Below are 20,862 nucleotides of genomic sequence, written 5' to 3' on the forward strand. Positions count from 1 at the left end.
GATGATCGACAACACGCCATGTTTTGGGTGCGTCGGCGTTTGCCTGTCGCTCGGTGGGCGCCAGATTCTCAAGGATGTTTCGCTGTCGGTTCAGCGCGGCGAACTGCTTGGCCTCATCGGGCCGAACGGCGCCGGCAAGACCTCCTTGTTCGAGGTACTGTCCGGCCGTTACCACGCCCAGCAGGGCGAGGTGTTTCTGGACGGCAAATCGCTGGCCGGTCTCGATATCTTTCAGCGCGCCCGGCTCGGCATGGCCCGCACCTATCAGAGCCCGGTGGTGCCGAACGCGCTCTCCGTCGGCGAAACCTTTCGCGCGGTGCGAAAAGCCTATGCCCCCTATATGTCGGTGCATGACGCCGAATGGGCGGCACGACTGGTGCATCTCGAAGTGCCCTGGGACCGCGTCGCGGGCTCGCTCGACACTTTCGATCGCCGCAAGCTGCTGCTGGCCTGTCTGATGATGCGGCGACCGCGTTTGCTGCTGATGGACGAGCCCGCGTCGGGCCTGATCAACACCGAAATTTCGGAACTCGACCTGTTGCTGCGCAAGCTGGTCGACGAGTACCACATCGGCGTCATTCTGATCGAACACCGGCTCGAACTGCTCGGCGCCATCGCCGACCGGGTATGCGTGCTCGATCTCGGCGCGGTCATCGCCGAGGGCGATCCGAAGGGCGTGTTCAGCGACCCTGCCGTCCGCGCCGCCTATTTCGAAGGAACGGCATGAGCGACAAGCTGCTCAGCATCACTGGTCTGTCTGCCGGCTATGGTCCGTTGCGGGTGCTGCATGAGATCGACTTCGCGGTTGCCGCCGGCGAGCGGCTGGCGATCGTCGGCCTCAACGGTCACGGCAAGACCACGCTGTTCCGCGCGATCATGCATCTGGTCGGCTGGCAGCAGGGGTCCATCGTGTTCGACGGCGTTGAGATCGGCGGCACCCGCTCGCTCGGCGAGGGCCGGCGCACGCCGGGCATCGTCCGTCTTGGCGTCGCCATGACGCCGCAGGGCGACGCGATCTTTCCCGGCCTCACCGTGAAACAGCATCTCGACTGCGGAGCCTATACAAAGGCGTCGTGGCGCGACCGCGCGCTGCGTCGCGACCACATCTACAACATTTTCCCGCAGCTGAAGGCGCTGGAGCAGGCCTATGTCGGCAAGCTGTCGGGCGGCGAGCGGCGCATGGTTTCGGTCGGTCGCGCGCTGATGGCCGATGCCCGGCTCTATCTGATCGACGAGCCCTCGCTCGGGCTCGCGCCGAAAATCTCGCAGCGCGTCGTCGACGCGCTGATCGATATCGGGCTCGACGGCAAGGCGATGGTGATCGCCGAACAGAATGTCGCGCTGTTGTCCGGCAAGGTGGATCGCATGATCGGAATGCATGCCGGACATCTGCGCGGCGACGTCGGCCGTGTGGATCTCTCCTGATGGACGCCGGTCTCGTCGTTTACGCGCTCTATCTCGCGGCCATCTATGGCCTGATGGCGATCGGCATTTCGCTGCTTTGGTCGAGCGTCGGCATGGTCAACATGGCCCACGGCGCCACATTCGCCATCGCCGGCTACGCGGCCTATTTCGCAGCGATCTGGGGCCAGCCGGTGGCAAGAGATTTGCTCGGCACGACCGGCTGGGATCTGCCGGCGCTTGCCGTTTTCATCGGCCTCGTCGCCATCGCGGCCGGCGCGCTGTTCGGCATCGTCATCTACCTGATCGCCTTTCTGCCGATCCACGACAAGCAGAATTTCGCGGTGCGCAGCCTGATCATTACGCTCGCGCTCAACCTCGCCACCGTTCAGACGCTGCTGTGGGCGTTCGGGCCGCAGCAGAAGGCGCTGCCGAGGGTATTCGGCACCGGGCGGTTCACCGCGCTGGGCATGTCGATCCGGGTCGATCAGGTCGTCACCATCGCCGCCACGACGTTGCTGCTTGGCTCGGTGCTGGCGTGGCTGCGCCACAGCCGCAAGGGCCTCGAGATCCGCGCGGTAATGCAGAACGCCGAGGGCGCGGCGCTGTGCGGCATTTCCACCCGCAAGACCGCGCTGCCGATCATGATGCTCACCGGCGCGCTCGCCGGTCTCGCCGCGGTGCTGCTGTCGCAGAACGTGTTCGTCAGCCCTACCGCGGGCGTCACGCCGCTGATCAAGGGCCTGACCATCGCGCTGCTCGGTGGGCTCGGCTCGGTGCCCGGCGCGGTGGCCGGCGCGGTGCTGATCGGATTCATCGAGGCGGCGACCGGCGCCATCCCTTTCCTCGGCCAGCGCTACGTGCTGTTTGTGCAATTCACCTTCATCGTTTGCGTGTTGCTGATCCGGCCGCGTGGGCTCGGCGGCCTTCTCGACGAAACGCGGGAGTAGACGATGGCGCCGCAACAGCCTGAAAAACGCTCCTTCGAGGTCGGCCGTCGCCCGCACGAGATCACCATCAGGGCAGACGGCAGCGAGGTCTGGCGTCGCGCGCGGGTGCCGCTGACCAAACGCCACTGGCTCGCCTGGCGCGGTGTCAGCAATCCCAAGTCGCTGCGCCGCGAACGCAGGCTGTTCGACAAGCGGCCGCTGTGGTGGACCATTGGGCTCGGCGGCCTCCTGGTGGTGACGCCGTTCCTGTCCGATCAGGCGATCAACATCGCCGCCATCTTCTGCATCTTCTCCGCCATCAACGTGATCTGGACGCTGATCATCGGTACCGCCGGCATCTTCTCGCTGGCGACCATGGCGGTGGTCGGCATGTCAGGCTATGCGGCGGCGGCAGCCAATGTCTATCTCGGTGTACCCTGGCTGCTGATGATGCCGGTGGGTGCGCTGGTCGGACTTGTGCTCGGCGGCTTTCTCGCGCTGCCATCGACGCGGCTCGACGGCCTGTATTATGCGCTGCTCACGCTCGGTGTCGCCGAGATCTGCCGGGTGTTCGTCTCGCAAATCAAGGTGCTGGCGCCGACCAATGGCAGCATCAACCAGGTCGGGTCCTTCATTCCGGCGGACTGGTTGCTGCAGCGGCCGGGATTGCTGCTCGGCTTCTTCGCCGCCTTCGCGTTGCTGCTTGCCGCACTGCTGGTGTTTCGGCTCATCAACAGTGAGCGCCTTGGCCTCTTGCTGCAGGCCGCTCGCGAGGACGAAGCTTTTTCCGAGGCCAATGGCATCGACTACCGCCGTGCGCGGCTCTGGGTGTTCATCCTGTCGTCGGCCGCGCTGGGTGCGATCGGCGCCTTCTACGTGATGTTCTACCGCTCGATCTCGCTCGCGGTGTTCTCGCTCGACCAGTTGCTGCTGCTGTTCGCAATGATCGTGATCGGCGGCCTCGGCCGATCGGAAGGCGCGGTGCTGGGCACCGCAATCGTCGTCCTCATCGACAAGGGCATGCTCGATCTCGGTCCGCTGCGCATCATCCTTGTTACCGCGGTCATGATTGCGGTCGCGCTGACGGCGCATAACGGCCTAACCGGCGTGAGGCTGCAGTTCCGAAATTTCCGCAATCGCAAAAAAAGCGAAAGCCGCGCCGCTCGAACCAAAAAAGGGGGTGAGGTTATGCCCGAAGAAGCCACGGAGATTGCCGACAAGCAGCAAGTCTATTACCGTCTGTTCGACAAGCGCATCCGCGACCAGCTCAAGACACAGATCACGCCGGAGCTGATCGCCGAGCACAAGGCCAGGCCGCTCGGCCAGCATTCGGACGCGCTCGACCGGGTGCTCAATTATTTCCGCCGCGGCGAGATGCCGGACAAGTACGCCATCCTGCGGGTCGGTGCCTACACCTCCAGCACGTACAAGGTGCTGGCGTTCTCGGGCCGCCCGGGCCATCCGCCGCGCGTCGTCGACGACAAGCTCTACGCCAGTATGGATGAAGCGTATCACGCCGTCTTCCTACTGCGCGTCAACGATCTCCTCGCAAGCTGATTTTCCGAAGGACCGCCATGGCAACGCAGCGCATCTACGGTTACGCCGATCCCTGGTCGATCAAGGCGGGCGAGACGCTCTCCTTCATGGTTTCGGGCGAGGGATTGGAGGCGGTCGATGCGCAGCTCGTCCGGCTGATCCACGGCGACGAAAATCCGGATGGGCCGGGCTTCGTCGAGGAAGAGGTGGCGAGCGCCATCCCGGCCAGGCTTCCGGTAAAGCGGCAGTTCACCCAGGTCGGCGCGCACGCCGTGGTCGGCGATCCCGACCAGCGGCTCGCGATGCCGGGCGATTTTACGATCTACGCCTTCATCTATCCGACCAAGCCTGGCGTCGCGCGGCAGGCGATCCTGTCGAAATGGGACATCATGTCCGGCAAGGGCTATGCACTCGGCATCAGTCCCGAGGGACGCCTCGAATTCTGGGTCGGCGACGGAGCAAGCATCGATCACGTCGCGGCCGAAGTCCCGCTGATAACCAAGGTCTGGTATTTCGTCGCGGCGAGCTTCAACGCGGCGACGCGCGAGGCGAAGCTTTACCAGATCGGGGTGATCAATCGCTACAACTCGCTGACCGGGCCGGTGGTACCGTTCGACTACGGATCGCGCGTGGTCGAGATGCTGCGCGTGGCGCCAGCCGATCCCGGCGTCGCGACGCCGTTTCTCTGGGCGGGCGCCAGCGAGGAGAACGACCGCCGCGGCCGCTTCGTCGGCATGCTCTATTGCGGCAAGATCGATCGCGCCGGTGTCATCGGCGAGGTTCTGATGCCCGAGGCCATCGAGGCGTTGGCGGGTTCGGGCGAGATGCCGACGGGCGCGGTAATCGCACATTGGGACACGACGGCGGGCTATACCGACAGCGGCATCGGCGACACCATCGTCGATGTCGGTCCGCATGCGCTGCATGCCGAAGGGATCAACCGGCCGGTACGCGCAATGACCGGTTGGAACTGGAAGGGGCGTGCCGACAGTTTCCGGCTCGATCCATTGCAATACGGGGGAATCGTCTTCCACGACGATTCGCTGATAGATTGCCGCTGGCAGCCTGATCTCACCGTGGCGCTGCCGGCCGATCTCAAGAGCGGCGTCTATGCACTCCGGCTACGCTCGGCTGAGGCGGAGGAACATGTGCCATTCTTCGTCCGGGCGCCGAAGCCCAAGGCGCCGCTGGCGGTGCTGATGTCGACCTTCACCTATCTGGCTTACGCCAATGAGCGGCTGGCCTATGACGCATTGATCGCGCAGGCGATCACCGCGCACACGCCAATCCTCACCGAGGCGGACATCGAGTTCAACAAGCTGCAGGAATTCGGCCTCTCGACCTATGACCATCATTCCGACGGCGCCGGCAACTGCTATTCGTCGTGGCGCCGGCCCATCCTCAACATCCGTCCGAAACACCGCATGAGTTCGATGGGAATGCCATGGGCGCTGCCGGCCGACCTGTCGCTGATCTGGTGGCTCGAGCATTCCGGACTCGATTACGAAATCCTCACCGATCACGATCTCCACGCCGAGGGTATCGACGCGCTGCGGCCCTATCGCGCGGTGATCAACTGCACACATCCGGAATATTATTCGGAGCAGATGCTGGATGCCACCGAGGATTTTCTGTGCGAGGGCGGTCGGCTGATCTATTCGGGCGGCAATGGCTATTACTGGGTCTCCGGCCTGCGCAAGGGCGAACCGCATTGCATGGAGGTCCGCAAGCTCGATACCGGCTCGCGAGCCTGGCAGGCCGATCCGGGCGAGGGCTATCTCGCCTCCACCGGCGAGAAATCCGGCCTGTGGCGGTCGCGTGGCCGTGCGCCTCAGAAGATCGTCGGCGTCGGCTTCACCTCGGAAGGCATGGACGAGAGTCAGCCGTTCGAGCGCATGCCGGATTCGTTCCACCGCCGCGTGGCTTGGATCTTCGACGGCATCGGGGCAAAGGAAAAGATCGGCGATTTCGGTTTCGGTCTCGGCGGCGCGGCCGGCATTGAAATCGATCGCTACGATCTTGCGCTGGGTACGCCTCCGCACGCTCTGTTGCTGGCCTCATCGCACGGACACTCGGACAATTATCCGCTGGTGTCGGAAGAGGTCACATACGCCTTTCCCGGTCGCGGCGGAACGCAGGATCCGCAGGTGCGCGCCGATATTACCTATTTCACGACGGCCCATGGCGGCGCCTGTCTTTCGATCGGCTCGATCGCCTGGAGTCAGGCGCTGCCTTACAGGAACGGTGACAATAACGTCGGGCGGATTATGCGGAACGTTCTGGACGCTTTCTTGCGACCGGGACCGTTGCCTGGCAGCGAGTTTGTCGGCGAGGAAAAACTGTGGCGGTGATTTGGCGCACCGCGCCCTTTGGGTTCCGCCTCGATGCCACTAAACCAGCGGCCGACACATCCCAAGTCCTTCGCTTTGCGGATGTAGTTCAATCGCAGAACGGCTGCAGCTGTATACGAGGGTTCGATTCCCTTCGCCCGCTCCAGTCTAACAAAGCCCTATAATCCTATAATCCGGGCACTTTCGCAGTTCTTGGAAGGCCATTCGGCCGTCTTGTACAGAGGCCTGTTCGGGATCAAGGCACAGTTTCGCAACTGGCGAGACAAGAAGAAGAGCGAACGCCGTTCAACGCGAGCAGAGAAAGGAGGCGAGATGTTGCCCGAGGAAGCTACCGAGACGCAGGACAAAGACATCGTCTACATGCGTCGTTTCGACAAGATGCAGCGCGATTACCTGAAGACGCTGGTTTCTCCCGAGGTCATTATGGAACACCAGAGATCTCCGCAAGGCCAGCACAGCGAGGCGCTCCAGCGGTTGCTTATCTATTTCCGCGGGCGGCCACAGGTCGACAAATATGCAATCAGTTGCGTCGAGGTGAACAGGGCCTATCGCATCGTCGCGCTGTCTGGACACCGGGGGGTGCCGCCGCGGCTGGTAGAAGACAAGATCTATCCGACTCCAAAGGAGGCCTTCCACGGCGTGTTTATGCGCCGTGTCCAGGACTTGCTCGAGTCGTGAACCCCGAAAGGGACCTGACCGGGCAGCCTGGTCGCATCCCCTTTGGCCAATGATGCGCGTTTGAATTTCGGGACGAATTAATGGCACAGATCAAGATCTTTGGTTACGCGGACAAGATTTCGGTGAAGCCGGGAGAAGTCATCCAGTTTCACGTCAATTCCGACGGCGCGAATATCGCCGATGCCCACCTGGTCCGCTTGATCCACGGTGACGAGCATCCGGATGGACCGGGATTCATGGAGGAAGAGGTCGACTGTGCCGCCAACGGCGTCTGGCAGGTGGAAAAGCAATTCACGCAGGTCGGATCGTTCCTGGAAGTGGCCGATCCCCGGCGCGAACTGGCGTTGGAAGGCAGCCTTACCCTTTTCGCCTTTGTTCATCCGATATGGCCTGACGTCGGGACGTTTCAGGTGTCGATCGAGAAGCAATATGTGGTGCTGGAAGTGTAGCGACGGCCAGGCCGACAGATCCACAAAGAAAAGATTTCGGGAGGAATGACGTGTTGTTGAAGCTGAGGATGGCGGCGCTCGTCGCCGGTCTGGCCGGCCTTTTAGGACCCGCGCACGCCCAGGACGCGTCCTGGGAAGGCGTCGTCGACGCCGCCAAGAAGGAAGGCAAGGTTGTCGTTTACAACATGGCCCTGGGTGCGCCGTATTTTACGGCGGTCCTCAAATCGTTCGAGGCGAAGTACGGAATTTCGGTCGAAAGCCTCGATCCGCGTGCCAGCGAACTCACCGAGCGTATCCGCACCGAGCAGTCCGCCGGCCGATATCTCGGCGACGCCGAGATGGTGACGACGACCATGATCGAGGAGCAGCTCAAGAACGGCGATTTCGTGCAGAAGCTCCCGCCGATTCCAAATGCCGCCAACCTGCGGCCGCCATTCAAGGCCGCCGAGTACAGCGTTCCGGCTTTCATCCAGCCGATGGGGATTCTGATCAATACGAGGCTGGTCAAGGATCAGGACGTTCCCACCAGCTGGAACGATCTGAACGACCCCAAGTGGAAGGGCAAGATATTGTCGGACGACATGCGTCCGCTAGGGAGCGGCAACACGATGTTCGCCATCCTGCAGAACAACATGGGCGACGACTTCAACGCCAGGCTGGCCGAGCAGAAGCCCGTGTTCAGCCGCGACATGAGAAACGATGCCCGTCGCGTGGCCCGCGGTGAATACGCGATCTATATCCCGCAGATATTCGCCTTTACGTCGGATCTGAAGGGGCTTCCGGTCAAGGTCGTCATTCCCAAGGAAGGTGCGCCTTACGCGGAAATGGATCTTGCGGTGTTGAAGAACGCGCCGCACCCGAACGCCGCCCGGCTGTTCATCCAGCACTTCCTCGACGTCGAGCCGCAATTGATCTACGCCAACGCCTGGATGCTGCCGGTGGTGGGGGCCGCCGCCCAGCGCGCCAATCCCGACGCGCAGCCCTTTGCGAACGCCAAGCTCGTCGGCCCCGCAAAACTGTCAGAGCGGGCTTCGATGATGGCGCTGGCGAAAAAGCTGTATCCATGAGCCTTTCAGCGGGAGACCGGATCGATGGCCTTGGCAGGACGAATTCGGCGAGCCTGAGCGGGCTCGGGCGATGGCTTCAGGCGACGTCCGCGGGGCGCCTTGCTGCCCTCGCTTTGCTTGTCGTCATCCTGGCCTTCCTCTCCGTCTATCCGTTGTCGATGCTGCTCTACGGAAGCCTGCATTCGACGCCGCCGGGAATGGCGGGGACCTTCAATCTGGACGGCTATCGCGACGTCATCACGCTACAGAGCGCAGTGACTTTGCTGAATACGGTCGGCATATCGCTGGCGAAGACCATTCCCTCCGTGGTTCTGGCCGTTCTGCTGGCCTGGATTCTGGCTCGGACGGATACGCCGTTCCGCGGCTCCCTCGAAGTCCTCGTCACGCTGCCGTTCTTCATCCCGCCGATTCTCACCGCCATGGCATGGGGCATGCTCGGCAATCCGCAGGTCGGATTGCTCAACCAGTTGTATCAGTGGATCACGGGCTCTGACACAGCCCCGATCAACGTCTATTCCTATGGCGGCGTGGTCTGGCACATGATGCAATATTCGGTGCCGTTCCTCTTCCTGCTGATCGTGGACGCCTTCCGCGCGATGGATCCCAGTCTCGAGGAAGCGGCCAGGATGTGCGGCGCTTCGCGTCTGCGGACGTTTGGTACGGTGACCTTGCAGCTGATGCTGCCGGCGCTCACGGGCGCGGCCATCCTGAGCTTCATCCGCGGGATCGAGAATTTCGAATCGCCGCTGTTCTTCGGATCGCCCGCGGGCATCCATGTCATCACCACCGACATCTACGACTCGATCAATCAGCGATCGCCGCCACAGTACCAGTACGCGACCGCAATCAGCTTCGTCATCATGGCCTTGCTTTTCGTGATCGTGCTGCTGCAACGGCGAATGTTGCGGGGGCGCAGCTTTCAGACGGTCACGGGCAAGGGCTATTCGCCGTCGGTGATGAAGCTGGGGGCGTGGCGGTGGGCGACTTTCGCCTTCTGCCTGCTGTTCTTTTTCGTGACGGTGGTTCTGCCGGTCGGGCAGCTCATCATCGGATCGTTCTTCAAGTTCTTCGGATTCTATCAATGGGACATGTTGACCCTCGAGCATTATCGGGCGGTCTTTGGCAGCAGCGAATTCTGGAGGGGGTTCGGCAACACGATGCTGCTGGGACTGGTCGGCGCCACGCTCACCATGCTGCTGGGCAGCACGGTCGCCTACATCTCGGTCCGCACGAAGTGGCGCGGCCGCCTTCTGATCGAGTCGATGGCCTGGCTGCCCTGGATGATGCCCGGTATCGTGCTCGGCGTCGGTTTCCTCTGGGGCTTTGCACTGTTGCCTCATGCATTTCCGATCTACGGCACGATCTGGGCGCTGCTGCTTGCCTATGTTTCGCTGGGAACGCCTCTCTCGGTGCGAGCCATGTCGAGCGCCTATGCGCAGTTGTCGTTCGACCTCGAAGAGTGCTCCCGCGTGCATGGCGCGGGCTGGCTGCAGACCATGTGGCGAATCGTCCTTGCGCTGGCCTGGCCCTCCTTCGCCGTCGGCTGGGTTCTCGTATTCTTTGGGATCATGCGCGAGCTGAGCGCGTCGGTCCTGCTGTATTCCGTCGGCTCCGAGGTCCTGTCTGTCGTGCTATTGAAGCTCTGGGCGAATGGAAACGCGGAACAGGTCAGCGTGATCGGATTGATCATGATGGTGCTCGTGATCCTGTTCCGGTGGGTGCAACTCAAGGTCATGAAAACCCGCATGGGTGCAATTTGATCGAGCGTGGATAGCGTCATGTCGAACGTCGTGCTTGATAAGGTAAGCCGGAATTTCGGCGAGTTCGCCGCCGTCAGCGGTGTGGATCTGCGTGTGAACGAAGGCGAGTTCGTAACGCTGCTCGGCCCGTCCGGATGCGGCAAGACGACGACCCTGCGGATGGTCGCCGGCCTCGAGCAGAACACAGGCGGCCGCATCAGCATCGACAAGGAGGTTGTCAGCGACGCTGCTCGCGGCATTTTCGTTCCGTCGGAGCGCCGCAGGCTCGGGATGGTGTTCCAGTCCTATGCGATCTGGCCCCACATGACCGTCTTCGAGAACGTCGCCTATCCGCTTCGCGTGCGCCGCAAGCCCACCTCCGAAGTCCGGGATCTCGTCGCGAAGGCGCTGCGGCTCGTGGAGATGGAGGGCTTCGCCGACCGGCCGGCCCCGGCGCTGTCGGGCGGTCAGCAGCAGCGGGTGGCGATCGCGCGGGCTCTCGTGTTCGAGCCGAAGGTTCTGTTGCTCGACGAGCCACTCAGCAACCTCGATGCCAAGCTGCGCCTGCAGATGGGAGACGAATTCCGGTCGATTCAGAAGCGGCTCGGCATGACCAGCCTCTATGTCACCCATGACCAGTCTGAAGCGATGGCGCTCTCCGACCGCGTGGTCGTAATGGACCGCGGCCGGATCCAGCAGATCGGTGCGCCGGAGGAGATCTATCGATATCCCGCCAATCGGACCGTGGCGGCCTTCTTCGGAACTCCGAATCTGCTCGAGGCGAACGTCGAGGGCTGCGCGCGAATCGACGGTCGTCGGGTACGGCTCGACGTGGTCGGGCGAGGCTGGCGCGGCGCGTGCGAGTCGGCAAGTGAAGTCAGGCCGGGGCAGATGGTGACGGTGATGGTCCGCCCCGAAGACGCGCGCATTGCCGCGGCCGGCATCGCGACCGCAGAACATGAACTCAGATGGTCCGGGCGGATTGCGTATACGATCTTCAGAGGTCCGACGCGGTCGGTCATCGTGCAGACCGATGACGGTCGGCTTAGCGTCGATGCGCCTTCGTTCGGCGACTATTCCGTCGGCGACAACGTCAGCGTCGTGGTTTCGCAGGGAGCGGCGTGGGCCGTGACGGAGCAGGCCGCTGCCGCGCAAGGAATATTGCGCGGCACGGCGTGATCGGGGATGTCTCGGTTCAGCGATAGATCTGCTGGGCGAGAGCGAGCATCTCGTTCATTCTTTCCGGATCGGTAGTGCCGAGGAGTTTGCTCTTCTCGATTTCCGCCACCGCCGGGTCGACGTCGGTCAGCGCATCGGTCGTGGTCGGCAGCAGGCCGAGCCTGGCAAAGTTCTGTTGAATCTGCTTGCCCAGGTAATGCTCCATGAGCAGCCGCGCCGCGTTCGGGTGCTGCGCGTTCTTGAGCAGCGCGAGATCGTATCCGATGTAGGGCAACCCTTCCATCGGCGCGATGAACTTGACCGGCAATCCCTTGAGTTCGAGCAACGACGTCAAACTGTCCGGGATGTAGAGCGGTAGTTCGCCACGGGCAATGCGTCGCTCGTTTGCCGGGATCTCGCGGCTGAATTTGAGTTCCTGTTTTGCCAGCTTCTCGTGGAACTCGCGTCCGAAATGGTCCTGAAGGACAGAGAAGAGTACGCCTCCGCCGCCCAGCGTTCGCAAATCGTCGCTCAGGATCTTGCCCTTCCAGCGCGGATCGGTGAGGTCGAGCCAGCTCTTGGGTTCATCCGCCGGCTTTACCAATGTCGTGTTCGCCAGGATGCCGTAGACGATGGCAAACACCGGAAGCCGTATGCCATCACTGGGAAATTCGGGCTTCAAATGACCAAGGCTGGGGAGAGGGCCGTGGGGCTCGAAAACGTGGTCTTCCTTGATCTGCAGCGTGGTCGTCGTTCGCCCGTTCTCCGACACATCCGCCGCGTTGCGGCCCGCCGCCTGTTCGATGCGGATGCGTTCCCGGACTTCACTCGCCCGCGCTTCCAGAATGTCTACGGTGATCCCGTAGGCCGACTCGAAGTCCTTCTTGAGGTCCTTATGGGCGGCAAGGCCGACAAAGGCGCTATAGAGCACCACCCGACCTTCCTTCCTGGCCGCGGCGACGAGCTTGGCCCACTCGTCATCCGCGCGCGCCAATGCCGTCATGGACAGCATCGCGGACCCGGCCGTCAACCCGAGCAAAGCAGCCCGGCGCGTGATCAGCGCGCGCTCATCCCGATCCTGAGCGGACATCCGCGTTACTCCGCGGCCTGCTGGCTGGGCGCACGCCAACGGATCGCGGACTTCAATTTTTCTTCGTAGGCATCAAGCCAGTCAAGCTTGTTGTCGGCATAGAACGAACCGGCGCGAGCCCTCCAGAAGACTTCGGCGTCGTCGACGCCCGGCGGCACAGTGCCGTTATTGGCCAGCGCCCGGGCCACGGTCAGCAGTCTTCGCCTTGTTCGCGAGATCATGACGTCGCTTGGGGCGAGGTGCTCCTTGGTGTGATCCACGATCGGCCCCATGCTCTCGGTGACGGCCTGGTCCTGCATCACGATGTTGCGAATGCCAGTGTAGACGCGGTTCGTGCGCTGCGCCTCGCGGTCGATCTGCCAATCGTTGGCGATGTTCTGAACCGCCCGCCAGCGTCCGTACCAATCCGTGGTGTTGGGAAGGTATTCGAGGGCATCGGCTCCGGGGATGCCGTCCCCCGATTTCAACTTCGACGATGAGTAGGTCGCCCCCTTGGCGCGGCCGCCGTAGATGGAAATCAACATCGTATGGGTGTCGTCCATCGGCACCCATGCCTTCGCGACGACATGGTCGGCGAAGTCGGCGTTTGGCGTCTGGGTCCAGAACGGAAGGCTGAAATGCGCCATGCGCCAGTGCGTCTGTCCGTTCGCTTCCGGCCGGAAGGCGCCGTACATGGTGCCCCAGTCGGTTTCGGTGACCTTGTACTCCGGCGCGCGGTTGGACACGGTGTGGCGTGCCGGGTGACCTTCCTCGAAATACTCGGCCTTGATGTGGCCGGCGTGAAGAAAGCCGAAATGCGACGTGTCGATGTCGCCTTCAAGGCCCTGGAGCCAGTTGCTTTCGCGCTGCAGCACCGTGACCGTCAGATCCTGCTCGGGAACGAACAGCGCCTCATGCATGGGCATGGGCGGCGCCTCGGCGCGCGTACCCATATATACCCAGATGAGCCCCGCGCTTTCGCTCACCTTGTAGCTCTTGGCGCGGACCTTCTCCTTGAAGTCCTGCGGGGGCGGCACGTTCGGCATTTCGAGGCAACGCCCTTCGACATCGAATTTCCAGCCGTGATAGACGCACCGAATGCCGTTTTCCTCGTTGCGGCCGAGGAACAGCGAGGCACAGCGGTGCGGGCATTGATGGTCGAGCACGCCGACCCGGCCCGCGCTGTCCCGAAAGGCGATCAGTTGTTCGCCGAGCAGCATGAGCCGCATCGGATCGCCGTCTGCCTTCAATTCAGAGGAGAGGGCGGCTGGAATCCAATATTGCCGCATCATCTCACCCATGACGGTGCCCGGGCCGATGAGTGTGAGATCCTGGCCGTCGGTCGACTTCGACATGTCGCTTCCTCCTTTTTTCGTGGCGCCAACCTTTTCGCTGCGCTGATTTTAATTATTTGCATTCTGCAACTAAATTTCGTTGGCGTCAACACGGCGGCTTGTGGAGGTTGCGCGGCACGTTGAGTCCTGCAACGAGCGTCCCTATAGTCTGGGCCGGTTTTGGGGGACTGCGCAGCCGATGAAGAGCAAAAAGGGTTCCGTTCCACTCGAGGACTGGATCGGCTACAGGTTCAGCCTCATCTCGGCGCGGTTGGGCAATTTCGTCGCTCCGATGTATGCGAGCCGTCATGACCTGACGATGCCTGCGTGGCGCAGCCTTGCGGTCATAGCCCGATATCAACCACTGACCGCCACGCAACTCGCCACGTTGACGTCATCAGATGCCTTCAAGGTGGCGCGGGCGATTGAGTTGTTAGTTCGGCGGGGATTGATCCGCCGTGACGTAGACAAGAATGACCGGCGCCGCGCGAGTCTGTCCCTCACGGCGGCTGGCCGCAGGGTTTACAGAGACGTCGAGAAGTTTGTGGTCCGTGTCGAGAAGGAACTCACTGCAGCACTTGATGTGAACGAGCTTGCGATGCTGCGACGAAATCTCGACAAGCTGGACCAGCAATTGGAAGTCGGCATCAAGCCTCGCGGCTGGGAGGCGTTTGTGAGGGACTGAACAGCCTAAGCTCGAACGCGCCGTTCCGCCCGAAAAGCCGCAACGAATTGGGTGAAACGCCGTGCAAAACGTGGCGGAAACACCTGCCGCAGTGAGAAAAATCAATAACTTAGAGAATATTCATTGCGTTCGGGACGCTGAGATTGTCCACGTCAGACGGCCACCGCTAGCGAATGTCGGTATCGGTGGTTGCGAGTCCGTGATTTGAACCTACTCAGCGGTTCTTGGCAAACTTTGAAGATGCCGCGTAGCGAGTTACGCTGCCCGCCGAAAAGAAAACAGGACCCCCACGGTAGTGGTCGCGACGTAGCGGACCACTGACTCGAATCTCCGACTGCTCACCCAGCCCCCGCAAGTACACGCGCATCGAAAGATCCGAATGCTGCAGCGAGCCGTTCTCGCTGAGAACGCCGCAATGAAATCGCAACGAATTGGGCCTCTCTGTCCACCCCGCTGGGCAACGCGGGACTTGAAATGCAGCTTGACCGATTACGTCGGGCGCAGGGTCGCGGCGAGCGTGCTGCGACGGGCCAGGGCAGGAGTTTTGCAAACGTTTCAGAAGTGGCCGGAAATAGCCGGATTAAAATATGGGGACCTTGCAAAACCAGGTGAGAGATTTCAAAGGCTTAGCCCGAAAGCCGTTATGCTACCGTTACACCATTCCCCAATTACTTCAGATACTTAATAGGCATTCTTATAGTTCCGGGTGCGGACAGAGCTTCCCCGGCGCAAGCGTGGGTTCTTCCACTAGTTCAATCCCGGCCTTGGCAAGCGCGCCGGGATGGGCTTGTTGCGATTGGGCTGCGGCCGGGCCGCCGTCATTTGCGCCGCGGTTTTGCGTGGCGGTCAGGGGCGGGCGGCCATGAGCGTGTATTTCGAGGAGCTGGATTTCCGCCCGACGCCGATGGGCGTGCTCAGCCTGCGCCGGCGACGACAGCTTGCCTCCGGTCTCGACGTCTACGAGATCAAGCTCGGCGACGAGTTCCTGATGTCGAGCCTGTTCACCGTCGCCGAGATCGCGTTGGCGCGGATCGGACTGGAGGCGCTGGAGCGCGGCGATCTCGATGTGGTCGTCGGTGGCCTCGGGCTCGGCTATACCGCGCTGGCCGCGCTGGAAAACCCGGCCGTCAAATCATTGATCGTGGTCGATGCGCTTCCTGAAGTGATCGAATGGCACACGCAGGGCCTGCTGCCGCTCGGCAAACAAATCACCGGCGATCCGCGCTGCCGTCTCGTCCACGGCGACTTCTTTGCGATGTCGGATTCGCCGGACGGATTCGATCCGCTCGCTGCGGGCCGCCGTTTCGATGCGGTGCTGGTCGATATCGATCATTCGCCGCGCAACCTGCTGCATCCGAGCCATGCCGCACTGTACGAGCCGGCAGGCCTGAAAGGGCTCGCCGAGCATCTGCATCCCGGCGGCGTGTTCGCACTGTGGTCGAACGATCCGCCCGATCCCGTCTTCGAAAATGTGTTGGCCGGCGCCTTTGCAGCTTCCGCTGCGCATGTCGTGAGCTTCGAAAATCCGCTCCAGCATCGCGACGCCAGCAACACGATCTATGTCGGCGTCAAAGCGGCTCTGCCTATCCCTGAGGCAATTCCCGGCACGAGCCATCGGTCGATTTGATACTTTAGAATGCCCCTCGCGCTCGCGGCGGCGGTCAACTTGCCGATGCCAATCGGGCATGCAATGCTGGCCGCGCCAATCAACAAGGAAGTAGCGGGCGGCGACGTGTCCTGCATTCCAAGCCTTCAGAGCCAGGCAATCGGGTGGGACCTTTCGGAGACGATCAACATGAAATTCAAGCATATGCTCGCGCTGCTTTGTGCCGTGTCGATTTCCGTTGTCCTGGCCGGCCATGTGTCGGCGCAGGACAAGACCGTCAAGATCGGCGGGATATTTCCGCTGAGCGGCAACGCCGCCTCTACCGGCGTCCACACCAAGGCCGCGCTCGAAGTCGCGATGGATATCATCAACAACGCCCATCCCGAACTCGGCAATTTCCCGCTGGCCAAGAATGCCGGGCTCGCGGGCCTTGGCGGTGCCAAGGTCGAAGTCGTATTCGCCGATAACCAGGGCAGCCCCGCGACCGGACAAAACCAGGCGCTGCGGCTGATCACCGAAGAGAAGGTGGTGGCGCTGACCGGCGCCTATCAGTCGGGCATCACGCTCACCGCCAGCGCGATTGCCGAAAAATACGGAATTCCCTTCCTCAACGGCGAGTCGGTGGCGGCCAATCTGACCGAGCGCGGCTTCAAATGGTTCTTCCGCACCACGCCGGTCGCCTCCGATTTCGCCAAGATCTATTTCGACTTTCTGGGGGATATGAAGGCCGCGGGCGCCAAGACCGACACTGTGGCCATGGTTCATGACAACACCGAATACGGAACCTCGGTCGCAACCGTGATCACCAATGTGTTCAAGGCCAATGGACAGGCTGCTCCGATCGATATCGCCTACGCGCCCAATGCCACCGACGTGCAGGCCCAGGTGCTTCAGCTCAAGGAGAAGAAGCCCGACGTCGTGATCATGATCAGCTACACGTCGGATGCAATCCTGTTCGCCAAGACCATGCAGTCGCTCGACTACAAGCCTGCAATGCTGATCGCCGACGACGCCGGATACTCCGATCCGTCCTTCATCAAGGCGGTCGGCAAGATCTCGCAGGGCGCCTTCAATCGCTCGTCGTGGAGCGTTGGGCCTGCGGGCTCGCCGACCGCGCTGATTGCCGACATGTACAAGAAGAAGAGCGGCGACGAGATGGATGACACCGCCGCGCGGCAGATGCAGGGCTTCTTCGTGCTGTGCGACGCGATCGACCGTGCCGGCTCGATCGACCCCGCCAAGATTCAGGCGGCGCTCAAGGCCACCGACCTCAAGCCCGATCAGCTCATGATGGGCTACAAGGGCGTCAAGTTCGACGACAAGGGCCAGAACACCCTGGCGGCCGGTGTCATCATCCAGCTGCAGGACGGCGAGAACTACGTCGCGGTATGGCCGAAGACCAATGCCGAAAAAGCGCCCGTGCTGCCCTACAAGGGCTGGTGAGATCGAAACGGCGGGGCAGGAGTCCCGCCCTCATCGTTCGTGTTTAGTTGTATCCTTTGATCCCTAACCGGCAAGACTTGACCCCGGCATGTCCGTTATCCTCGTTCAGGTGATTGTCGGCGGGCTTCTGCTCGGCGCCGTCTATGCGTTGTTCTCATCAGGCCTCACGCTGGTCTGGGGCATGATGAACATCGTCAACTTCGCGCATGGCGATTTCGTCATGCTCGGCATGTATGTCGCGTTCGTGGTCTATACGCTGCTCGGCGCCGGTCCCCTGCTGGGCGCGCCGATCGCCATGCTGGTGCTCGCGACCGTCGGGGTCGTCGTCTATTTCGGGCTGATCCGCGACATCATGAAGGGGCCGATGCTGGCCCAGATCCTCGGCACCTTCGGGCTCGCGCTGTTGCTGCGCTATTCCGTGTTCTGGTGGTTCGGCGCCAATTTCCTGTCGCTGCCGGAAAACATCGTCGGTGGCACCTTCGAGATCGCAGGCCTTCGCCTCCAGGCCTCGCGGCTGTTGGCCGGCGCCGTCGCTTTGCTGGTGACGCTCGGGCTGCATCTTCTGCTGACGCGCACGTCGCTCGGATCGAAGATGCTGGCAGTGGCGGAGGATTCCACCGCGGCGCAGCTGATGGGAATCCGGCCCGATACCATGCAGGCGATCGCCTGGGCGATTGCGGCGGGCGCGACCGGGCTTGCCGGCGCGCTGATCGCGACCTTCTTTTATATCGTGCCGACCGTCGGCGAGACCTTAGGCATCGTCGCCTTCGTCACGGTGTCGCTCGGCGGCTTCGGCAGCGTGCCCGGAGCGCTGATGGCGGGACTCCTGATCGGGGTCATCGAGTCCTTGTCGGCGTACTGGATCGGCGCCGTCTACAAGGACATGGCGGTGTATTCGCTGTTCCTCGGCTTCCTCTGGTTCCGGCCGCAGGGCCTGATGGGCAAGACGTGATGCGCCGCTGGCTTTGGCTCTCGGTGGTGCTGGCGCTTTTCATTGCTTTTCCGCTGCTGTTCTCGACGCCGTTCGAACAGCGGCTCGGCGCGCTGGTGCTGCTCTACGCCATCGCGGCGTCGGCCTGGAACATCGTCGGCGGCTATGCCGGCCAAGTGTCGGTCGGGCATGTGGTGTTTTTCGGCTGCGGCGCCTATGCGGCGATGGGGGCCTACACGCATTTCGCATTGTCGCCGCTGGTCGGGATTCCCGCCGGCATCGTCGTCAGTGTCGGGATCGCGGCTGCGATCGGCGTGCCGACGCTGCGGCTGTCCGGGCACTATTTCAGCATGGCAACCATCGCGGTCGCCGAACTCTGCCGCCTGATCGTGACCAATACCGATTATCTCGGCGCAGCGGTGGGGCTGAGCGGCCCCACCGTGCCGCGCAATGTGTTCGATCTCTCCTTCATCTCGGCGCTGCCTTATTATTATCTGTTCCTGGCCATCCTCGGCCTGACGCTGGGAATCACCTGGTGGATGACCAACAGCCGGATGGGATTTTATCTGCGCGCCATCCGCGATTCCGAACGCGCGGCGCGCTCGCTCGGCGCACCCGCCAGCCGCACCAAGCTGTACGCCTTCATGCTGAGCGCGGGGCTGACCAGCGTCGCCGGCGCGCTTTACGCGATGATGTTCGGCTTCGTCGATCCGGAATCCGGTCTCGGCATCCTGATCTCGGTGAAGATCCTGATCATGGCGGCGCTCGGCGGCGCCGGGCTGTTGTTCGGACCGCTGGTCGGGGCGGCGATCCTGGTGCCGCTGGAGGAAATCTCCAACAATCTGCTGGGCGGCAAGGGCGCCGGCCTCACCTTTGTCGTCTACGGCGCGATCATCGTGCTGATCGCGCGGTTTCAGCCGGGCGGCATCGTGACACTGATCAAGCGGTTGTGGGCCAGGCGTACGAAGGCGCAGGGCGCGTCGGTCGCGGCAGGAGCCGGCCATGCTCCTTGAAGCGCGCGCGGTGACAAAAGCCTTCGGCAGCTTCAAGGCCGTGGATGCGGCCTCGGTGACGCTGGAGCAGGGCGACATTCTCGGCCTGATCGGACCGAACGGCGCCGGCAAATCGACCTTCTTCAATTGCCTGACGGGCGATCTTGCCGCGACATCGGGCAAGATCATCTTCGAAGGTCACGACATCACCAATCTCGTGCCGGAAGCACGCGCGCAGCTTGGCATCGCGCGCTCATTCCAGGTGCCGCAGACCTTCGAGAGCATGTCGGTGCTGGAAAACGTGATGATCGGCGCGTTTCTTCGTACCTCCCATCGTGCCCTGGCCGAGACCCGCGCCCGCGCCGTGCTGGAGCGCGTCGGCATGAGCCGGCTTGCGGACGCGCCGGCGCGCTCGCTCGGGACGCCCGGCCGCAAGCGGCTGGAAATCGCGCGGGCGCTGGCGACCCAGCCAAAGGTGCTGCTGCTCGACGAGGCGATGGCCGGCCTGACCCAGCGCGAGGTGCAACTCGCGATCGATCTGGTCCGCGACATCCATCGTTCCGGCGTCACGCCGGTCATCGTCGAGCACATCATGGAAGTCATCATGTCGCTGGCGACACGGGTGGTGGTGTTTCACCAGGGCCGCGAGATCGCGCGCGGCAGTCCGCGCGAGGTCACGGGCAACCCGGCCGTGATCGAAGCCTATCTCGGCAAGCGCGCGGCCAAGGCCGCCGCCAGCCACACGCCGATCGAGCTGATGGGCGGACCCGCGACATGACGGCGCCGCTGCTCAGGATCGAGCATCTCGAGGTCCGCTACGGCGACCTGATCGGCGTCTCCGACGTGTCGCTCGATGTACCCCAAGGCAGCGTGGTGGCGCTGCTCGGCTCCAATGGCGGCGGCAAGACCACTACGCTCAACGCCATCGCCGGCCTCATTCCCGTGCATTCCGGCAGCATCGCCTTTCACGGCGAGGAGATCGGCGGCGAGGCGGCGTTTTCGATCGTACGCAAGGGGCTGGCGCTGTCGCCGGAGGGCTGGCGGTTGTTCGTGCAGCAGAGCGTCGAGAACAATCTGCTCCTGGGAGCGACGCCGTTGCGCAACAAAGCGCGCGCCGCCGAGCTTCTGGGGCGCGTCTACGAGATCTTTCCGCGGCTCGCCGAACGGCGCGGCCAGCGCGCCGGCACCATGTCGGGCGGCGAACGGCAGATGCTCGCGGTCGGCCGAGCACTGATGAGCGATCCCAAACTGTTGATGCTGGACGAGCCGTCGCTGGGCCTGGCACCGGCCGTGGTCGAGTCGATGTACGAGACCTTCGAGCGGCTGCACAAAGAAGGCCTGACGATCCTGCTCGCTGAGCAATCCATTGAGCTCGCGCTCGAGGTTGCGGATTTTGCCACCGTGCTTCAGGTCGGCAAGAGCGTGCTGTCCGGCACCGCTTCGGCGCTCGCTGACGATCCGCAGGTGCAGCGGGCCTATCTCGGCACCGCCTGA

General features: G+C 62.8%; 19 protein-coding genes and 1 tRNA gene. 18 read left to right on the top strand and 2 right to left on the bottom strand.

Annotated elements, in window-relative coordinates; all coding sequences use genetic code 11:
* Position 1 precedes the first annotated feature (1 nt).
* The 11 genes from B5525_RS27785 (at position 2) to B5525_RS27835 (ending at position 11,329) form a co-directional block, all read left to right on the top strand.
* Positions 2 to 727: an ABC transporter ATP-binding protein gene (locus B5525_RS27785; protein WP_079568861.1), complete on the top strand. Its 726-nt coding sequence runs from the start codon at positions 2 to 4 to the stop codon at positions 725 to 727.
* Positions 724 to 1,425, top strand: coding sequence for an ABC transporter ATP-binding protein (locus tag B5525_RS27790; protein ID WP_079568862.1), 702 nt, complete (start codon positions 724 to 726; stop codon positions 1,423 to 1,425). Before B5525_RS27785 ends, B5525_RS27790 begins: the two co-directional genes overlap by 4 nt.
* Positions 1,425 to 2,351 carry a branched-chain amino acid ABC transporter permease gene (locus B5525_RS27795; protein ID WP_079568863.1) on the top strand — a complete coding sequence of 309 codons (927 nt, stop codon included), beginning with the start codon at positions 1,425 to 1,427 and terminating at the stop codon, positions 2,349 to 2,351. Before B5525_RS27790 ends, B5525_RS27795 begins: the two co-directional genes overlap by 1 nt.
* Before the next feature lie 3 nt (positions 2,352 to 2,354).
* Positions 2,355 to 3,887, top strand: a complete 1,533-nt coding sequence (locus tag B5525_RS27800; protein WP_079568864.1) for a branched-chain amino acid ABC transporter permease — start codon at positions 2,355 to 2,357, stop codon at positions 3,885 to 3,887.
* A gap of 17 nt (positions 3,888 to 3,904) precedes the next feature.
* Positions 3,905 to 6,217: a N,N-dimethylformamidase beta subunit family domain-containing protein gene (locus B5525_RS27805; RefSeq protein ID WP_079568865.1), complete on the top strand. Its 2,313-nt coding sequence runs from the start codon at positions 3,905 to 3,907 to the stop codon at positions 6,215 to 6,217.
* Positions 6,218 to 6,294: 77 nt separating this feature from the next.
* A tRNA-OTHER gene (locus B5525_RS27810) sits at positions 6,295 to 6,362 on the top strand.
* 68 nt (positions 6,363 to 6,430) lie between these two features.
* A complete protein-coding gene (locus B5525_RS27815; RefSeq protein ID WP_244567604.1) occupies positions 6,431 to 6,895 on the top strand; it encodes a hypothetical protein in 465 nt (154 codons plus the stop codon).
* Positions 6,896 to 6,975: 80 nt separating this feature from the next.
* On the top strand, positions 6,976 to 7,344 hold the full coding sequence (locus B5525_RS27820; protein WP_079568866.1) for a hypothetical protein: 369 nt from the start codon (positions 6,976 to 6,978) through the stop codon (positions 7,342 to 7,344).
* A 50-nt stretch (positions 7,345 to 7,394) separates the two neighbouring features.
* Positions 7,395 to 8,411, top strand: coding sequence for an ABC transporter substrate-binding protein (locus B5525_RS27825; RefSeq protein ID WP_244567605.1), 1,017 nt, complete (start codon positions 7,395 to 7,397; stop codon positions 8,409 to 8,411).
* Positions 8,408 to 10,171 carry an ABC transporter permease gene (locus B5525_RS27830; protein WP_079568868.1) on the top strand — a complete coding sequence of 588 codons (1,764 nt, stop codon included), beginning with the start codon at positions 8,408 to 8,410 and terminating at the stop codon, positions 10,169 to 10,171. The genes B5525_RS27825 and B5525_RS27830 overlap by 4 nt, the downstream gene beginning before the upstream one ends.
* A gap of 18 nt (positions 10,172 to 10,189) precedes the next feature.
* On the top strand, positions 10,190 to 11,329 hold the full coding sequence (locus B5525_RS27835; RefSeq protein ID WP_079568869.1) for an ABC transporter ATP-binding protein: 1,140 nt from the start codon (positions 10,190 to 10,192) through the stop codon (positions 11,327 to 11,329).
* A gap of 16 nt (positions 11,330 to 11,345) precedes the next feature.
* Here B5525_RS27835 and B5525_RS27840 read toward each other — a convergent pair whose 3' ends face one another.
* Both B5525_RS27840 and B5525_RS27845 read right to left on the bottom strand, forming a co-directional pair.
* Positions 11,346 to 12,398: an ABC transporter substrate-binding protein gene (locus B5525_RS27840; protein WP_079568870.1), complete on the bottom strand. Its 1,053-nt coding sequence runs from the start codon at positions 12,396 to 12,398 to the stop codon at positions 11,346 to 11,348.
* A gap of 5 nt (positions 12,399 to 12,403) precedes the next feature.
* Entirely contained in the window at positions 12,404 to 13,732 is a 1,329-nt protein-coding gene (locus B5525_RS27845) for a Rieske 2Fe-2S domain-containing protein (RefSeq protein ID WP_079568871.1), read from the bottom strand.
* Between the two features lie 178 nt (positions 13,733 to 13,910).
* On the opposite strand from B5525_RS27845, the gene B5525_RS27850 reads away from it, so the two are divergent.
* The 7 genes from B5525_RS27850 (at position 13,911) to B5525_RS27880 (ending at position 20,862) form a co-directional block, all read left to right on the top strand.
* A complete protein-coding gene (locus B5525_RS27850; RefSeq protein WP_154073475.1) occupies positions 13,911 to 14,396 on the top strand; it encodes a MarR family winged helix-turn-helix transcriptional regulator in 486 nt (161 codons plus the stop codon).
* Between the two features lie 862 nt (positions 14,397 to 15,258).
* Positions 15,259 to 16,023, top strand: a complete 765-nt coding sequence (locus B5525_RS27855; protein ID WP_079573864.1) for a spermidine synthase — start codon at positions 15,259 to 15,261, stop codon at positions 16,021 to 16,023.
* 9 nt (positions 16,024 to 16,032) lie between these two features.
* Positions 16,033 to 17,445, top strand: coding sequence for an ABC transporter substrate-binding protein (locus B5525_RS27860; RefSeq protein WP_244567606.1), 1,413 nt, complete (start codon positions 16,033 to 16,035; stop codon positions 17,443 to 17,445).
* 88 nt (positions 17,446 to 17,533) lie between these two features.
* Positions 17,534 to 18,397: a branched-chain amino acid ABC transporter permease gene (locus B5525_RS27865; RefSeq protein ID WP_079568873.1), complete on the top strand. Its 864-nt coding sequence runs from the start codon at positions 17,534 to 17,536 to the stop codon at positions 18,395 to 18,397.
* Entirely contained in the window at positions 18,397 to 19,389 is a 993-nt protein-coding gene (locus tag B5525_RS27870; protein WP_079568874.1) for a branched-chain amino acid ABC transporter permease, read from the top strand. The genes B5525_RS27865 and B5525_RS27870 overlap by 1 nt, the downstream gene beginning before the upstream one ends.
* Complete coding sequence (locus tag B5525_RS27875) at positions 19,379 to 20,146, top strand: ABC transporter ATP-binding protein (RefSeq protein ID WP_079568875.1); 768 nt, start codon at positions 19,379 to 19,381, stop codon at positions 20,144 to 20,146. The genes B5525_RS27870 and B5525_RS27875 overlap by 11 nt, the downstream gene beginning before the upstream one ends.
* Positions 20,143 to 20,862 carry an ABC transporter ATP-binding protein gene (locus B5525_RS27880; RefSeq protein WP_079568876.1) on the top strand — a complete coding sequence of 240 codons (720 nt, stop codon included), beginning with the start codon at positions 20,143 to 20,145 and terminating at the stop codon, positions 20,860 to 20,862. Before B5525_RS27875 ends, B5525_RS27880 begins: the two co-directional genes overlap by 4 nt.

It is taken from the genome of Bradyrhizobium erythrophlei (assembly GCF_900129505.1).
Taxonomy (GTDB): Bacteria; Pseudomonadota; Alphaproteobacteria; order Rhizobiales; family Xanthobacteraceae; genus Bradyrhizobium; species Bradyrhizobium erythrophlei_D.

Bases quoted from the DNA above. Each gene is read 5' to 3' on its own strand.
- B5525_RS27860 (WP_244567606.1), top strand. From the start codon at position 16,033: ATGCCCCTCGCGCTCGCGGCGGCGGTCAACTTGCCGATGCCAATCGGG.
- B5525_RS27800 (WP_079568864.1), top strand. From the start codon at position 2,355: ATGGCGCCGCAACAGCCTGAAAAACGCTCCTTCGAGGTCGGCCGTCGC.
- B5525_RS27880 (WP_079568876.1), top strand. From the start codon at position 20,143: ATGACGGCGCCGCTGCTCAGGATCGAGCATCTCGAGGTCCGCTACGGC.
- B5525_RS27845 (WP_079568871.1), bottom strand. From the start codon at position 13,732: ATGTCGAAGTCGACCGACGGCCAGGATCTCACACTCATCGGCCCGGGC.
- B5525_RS27830 (WP_079568868.1), top strand. From the start codon at position 8,408: ATGAGCCTTTCAGCGGGAGACCGGATCGATGGCCTTGGCAGGACGAAT.
- B5525_RS27805 (WP_079568865.1), top strand. From the start codon at position 3,905: ATGGCAACGCAGCGCATCTACGGTTACGCCGATCCCTGGTCGATCAAG.
- B5525_RS27785 (WP_079568861.1), top strand. From the start codon at position 2: ATGATCGACAACACGCCATGTTTTGGGTGCGTCGGCGTTTGCCTGTCG.
- B5525_RS27850 (WP_154073475.1), top strand. From the start codon at position 13,911: ATGAAGAGCAAAAAGGGTTCCGTTCCACTCGAGGACTGGATCGGCTAC.
- B5525_RS27855 (WP_079573864.1), top strand. From the start codon at position 15,259: ATGAGCGTGTATTTCGAGGAGCTGGATTTCCGCCCGACGCCGATGGGC.
- B5525_RS27870 (WP_079568874.1), top strand. From the start codon at position 18,397: ATGCGCCGCTGGCTTTGGCTCTCGGTGGTGCTGGCGCTTTTCATTGCT.
- B5525_RS27795 (WP_079568863.1), top strand. From the start codon at position 1,425: ATGGACGCCGGTCTCGTCGTTTACGCGCTCTATCTCGCGGCCATCTAT.
- B5525_RS27790 (WP_079568862.1), top strand. From the start codon at position 724: ATGAGCGACAAGCTGCTCAGCATCACTGGTCTGTCTGCCGGCTATGGT.
- B5525_RS27875 (WP_079568875.1), top strand. From the start codon at position 19,379: ATGCTCCTTGAAGCGCGCGCGGTGACAAAAGCCTTCGGCAGCTTCAAG.
- B5525_RS27840 (WP_079568870.1), bottom strand. From the start codon at position 12,398: ATGTCCGCTCAGGATCGGGATGAGCGCGCGCTGATCACGCGCCGGGCT.
- B5525_RS27820 (WP_079568866.1), top strand. From the start codon at position 6,976: ATGGCACAGATCAAGATCTTTGGTTACGCGGACAAGATTTCGGTGAAG.
- B5525_RS27835 (WP_079568869.1), top strand. From the start codon at position 10,190: ATGTCGAACGTCGTGCTTGATAAGGTAAGCCGGAATTTCGGCGAGTTC.
- B5525_RS27865 (WP_079568873.1), top strand. From the start codon at position 17,534: ATGTCCGTTATCCTCGTTCAGGTGATTGTCGGCGGGCTTCTGCTCGGC.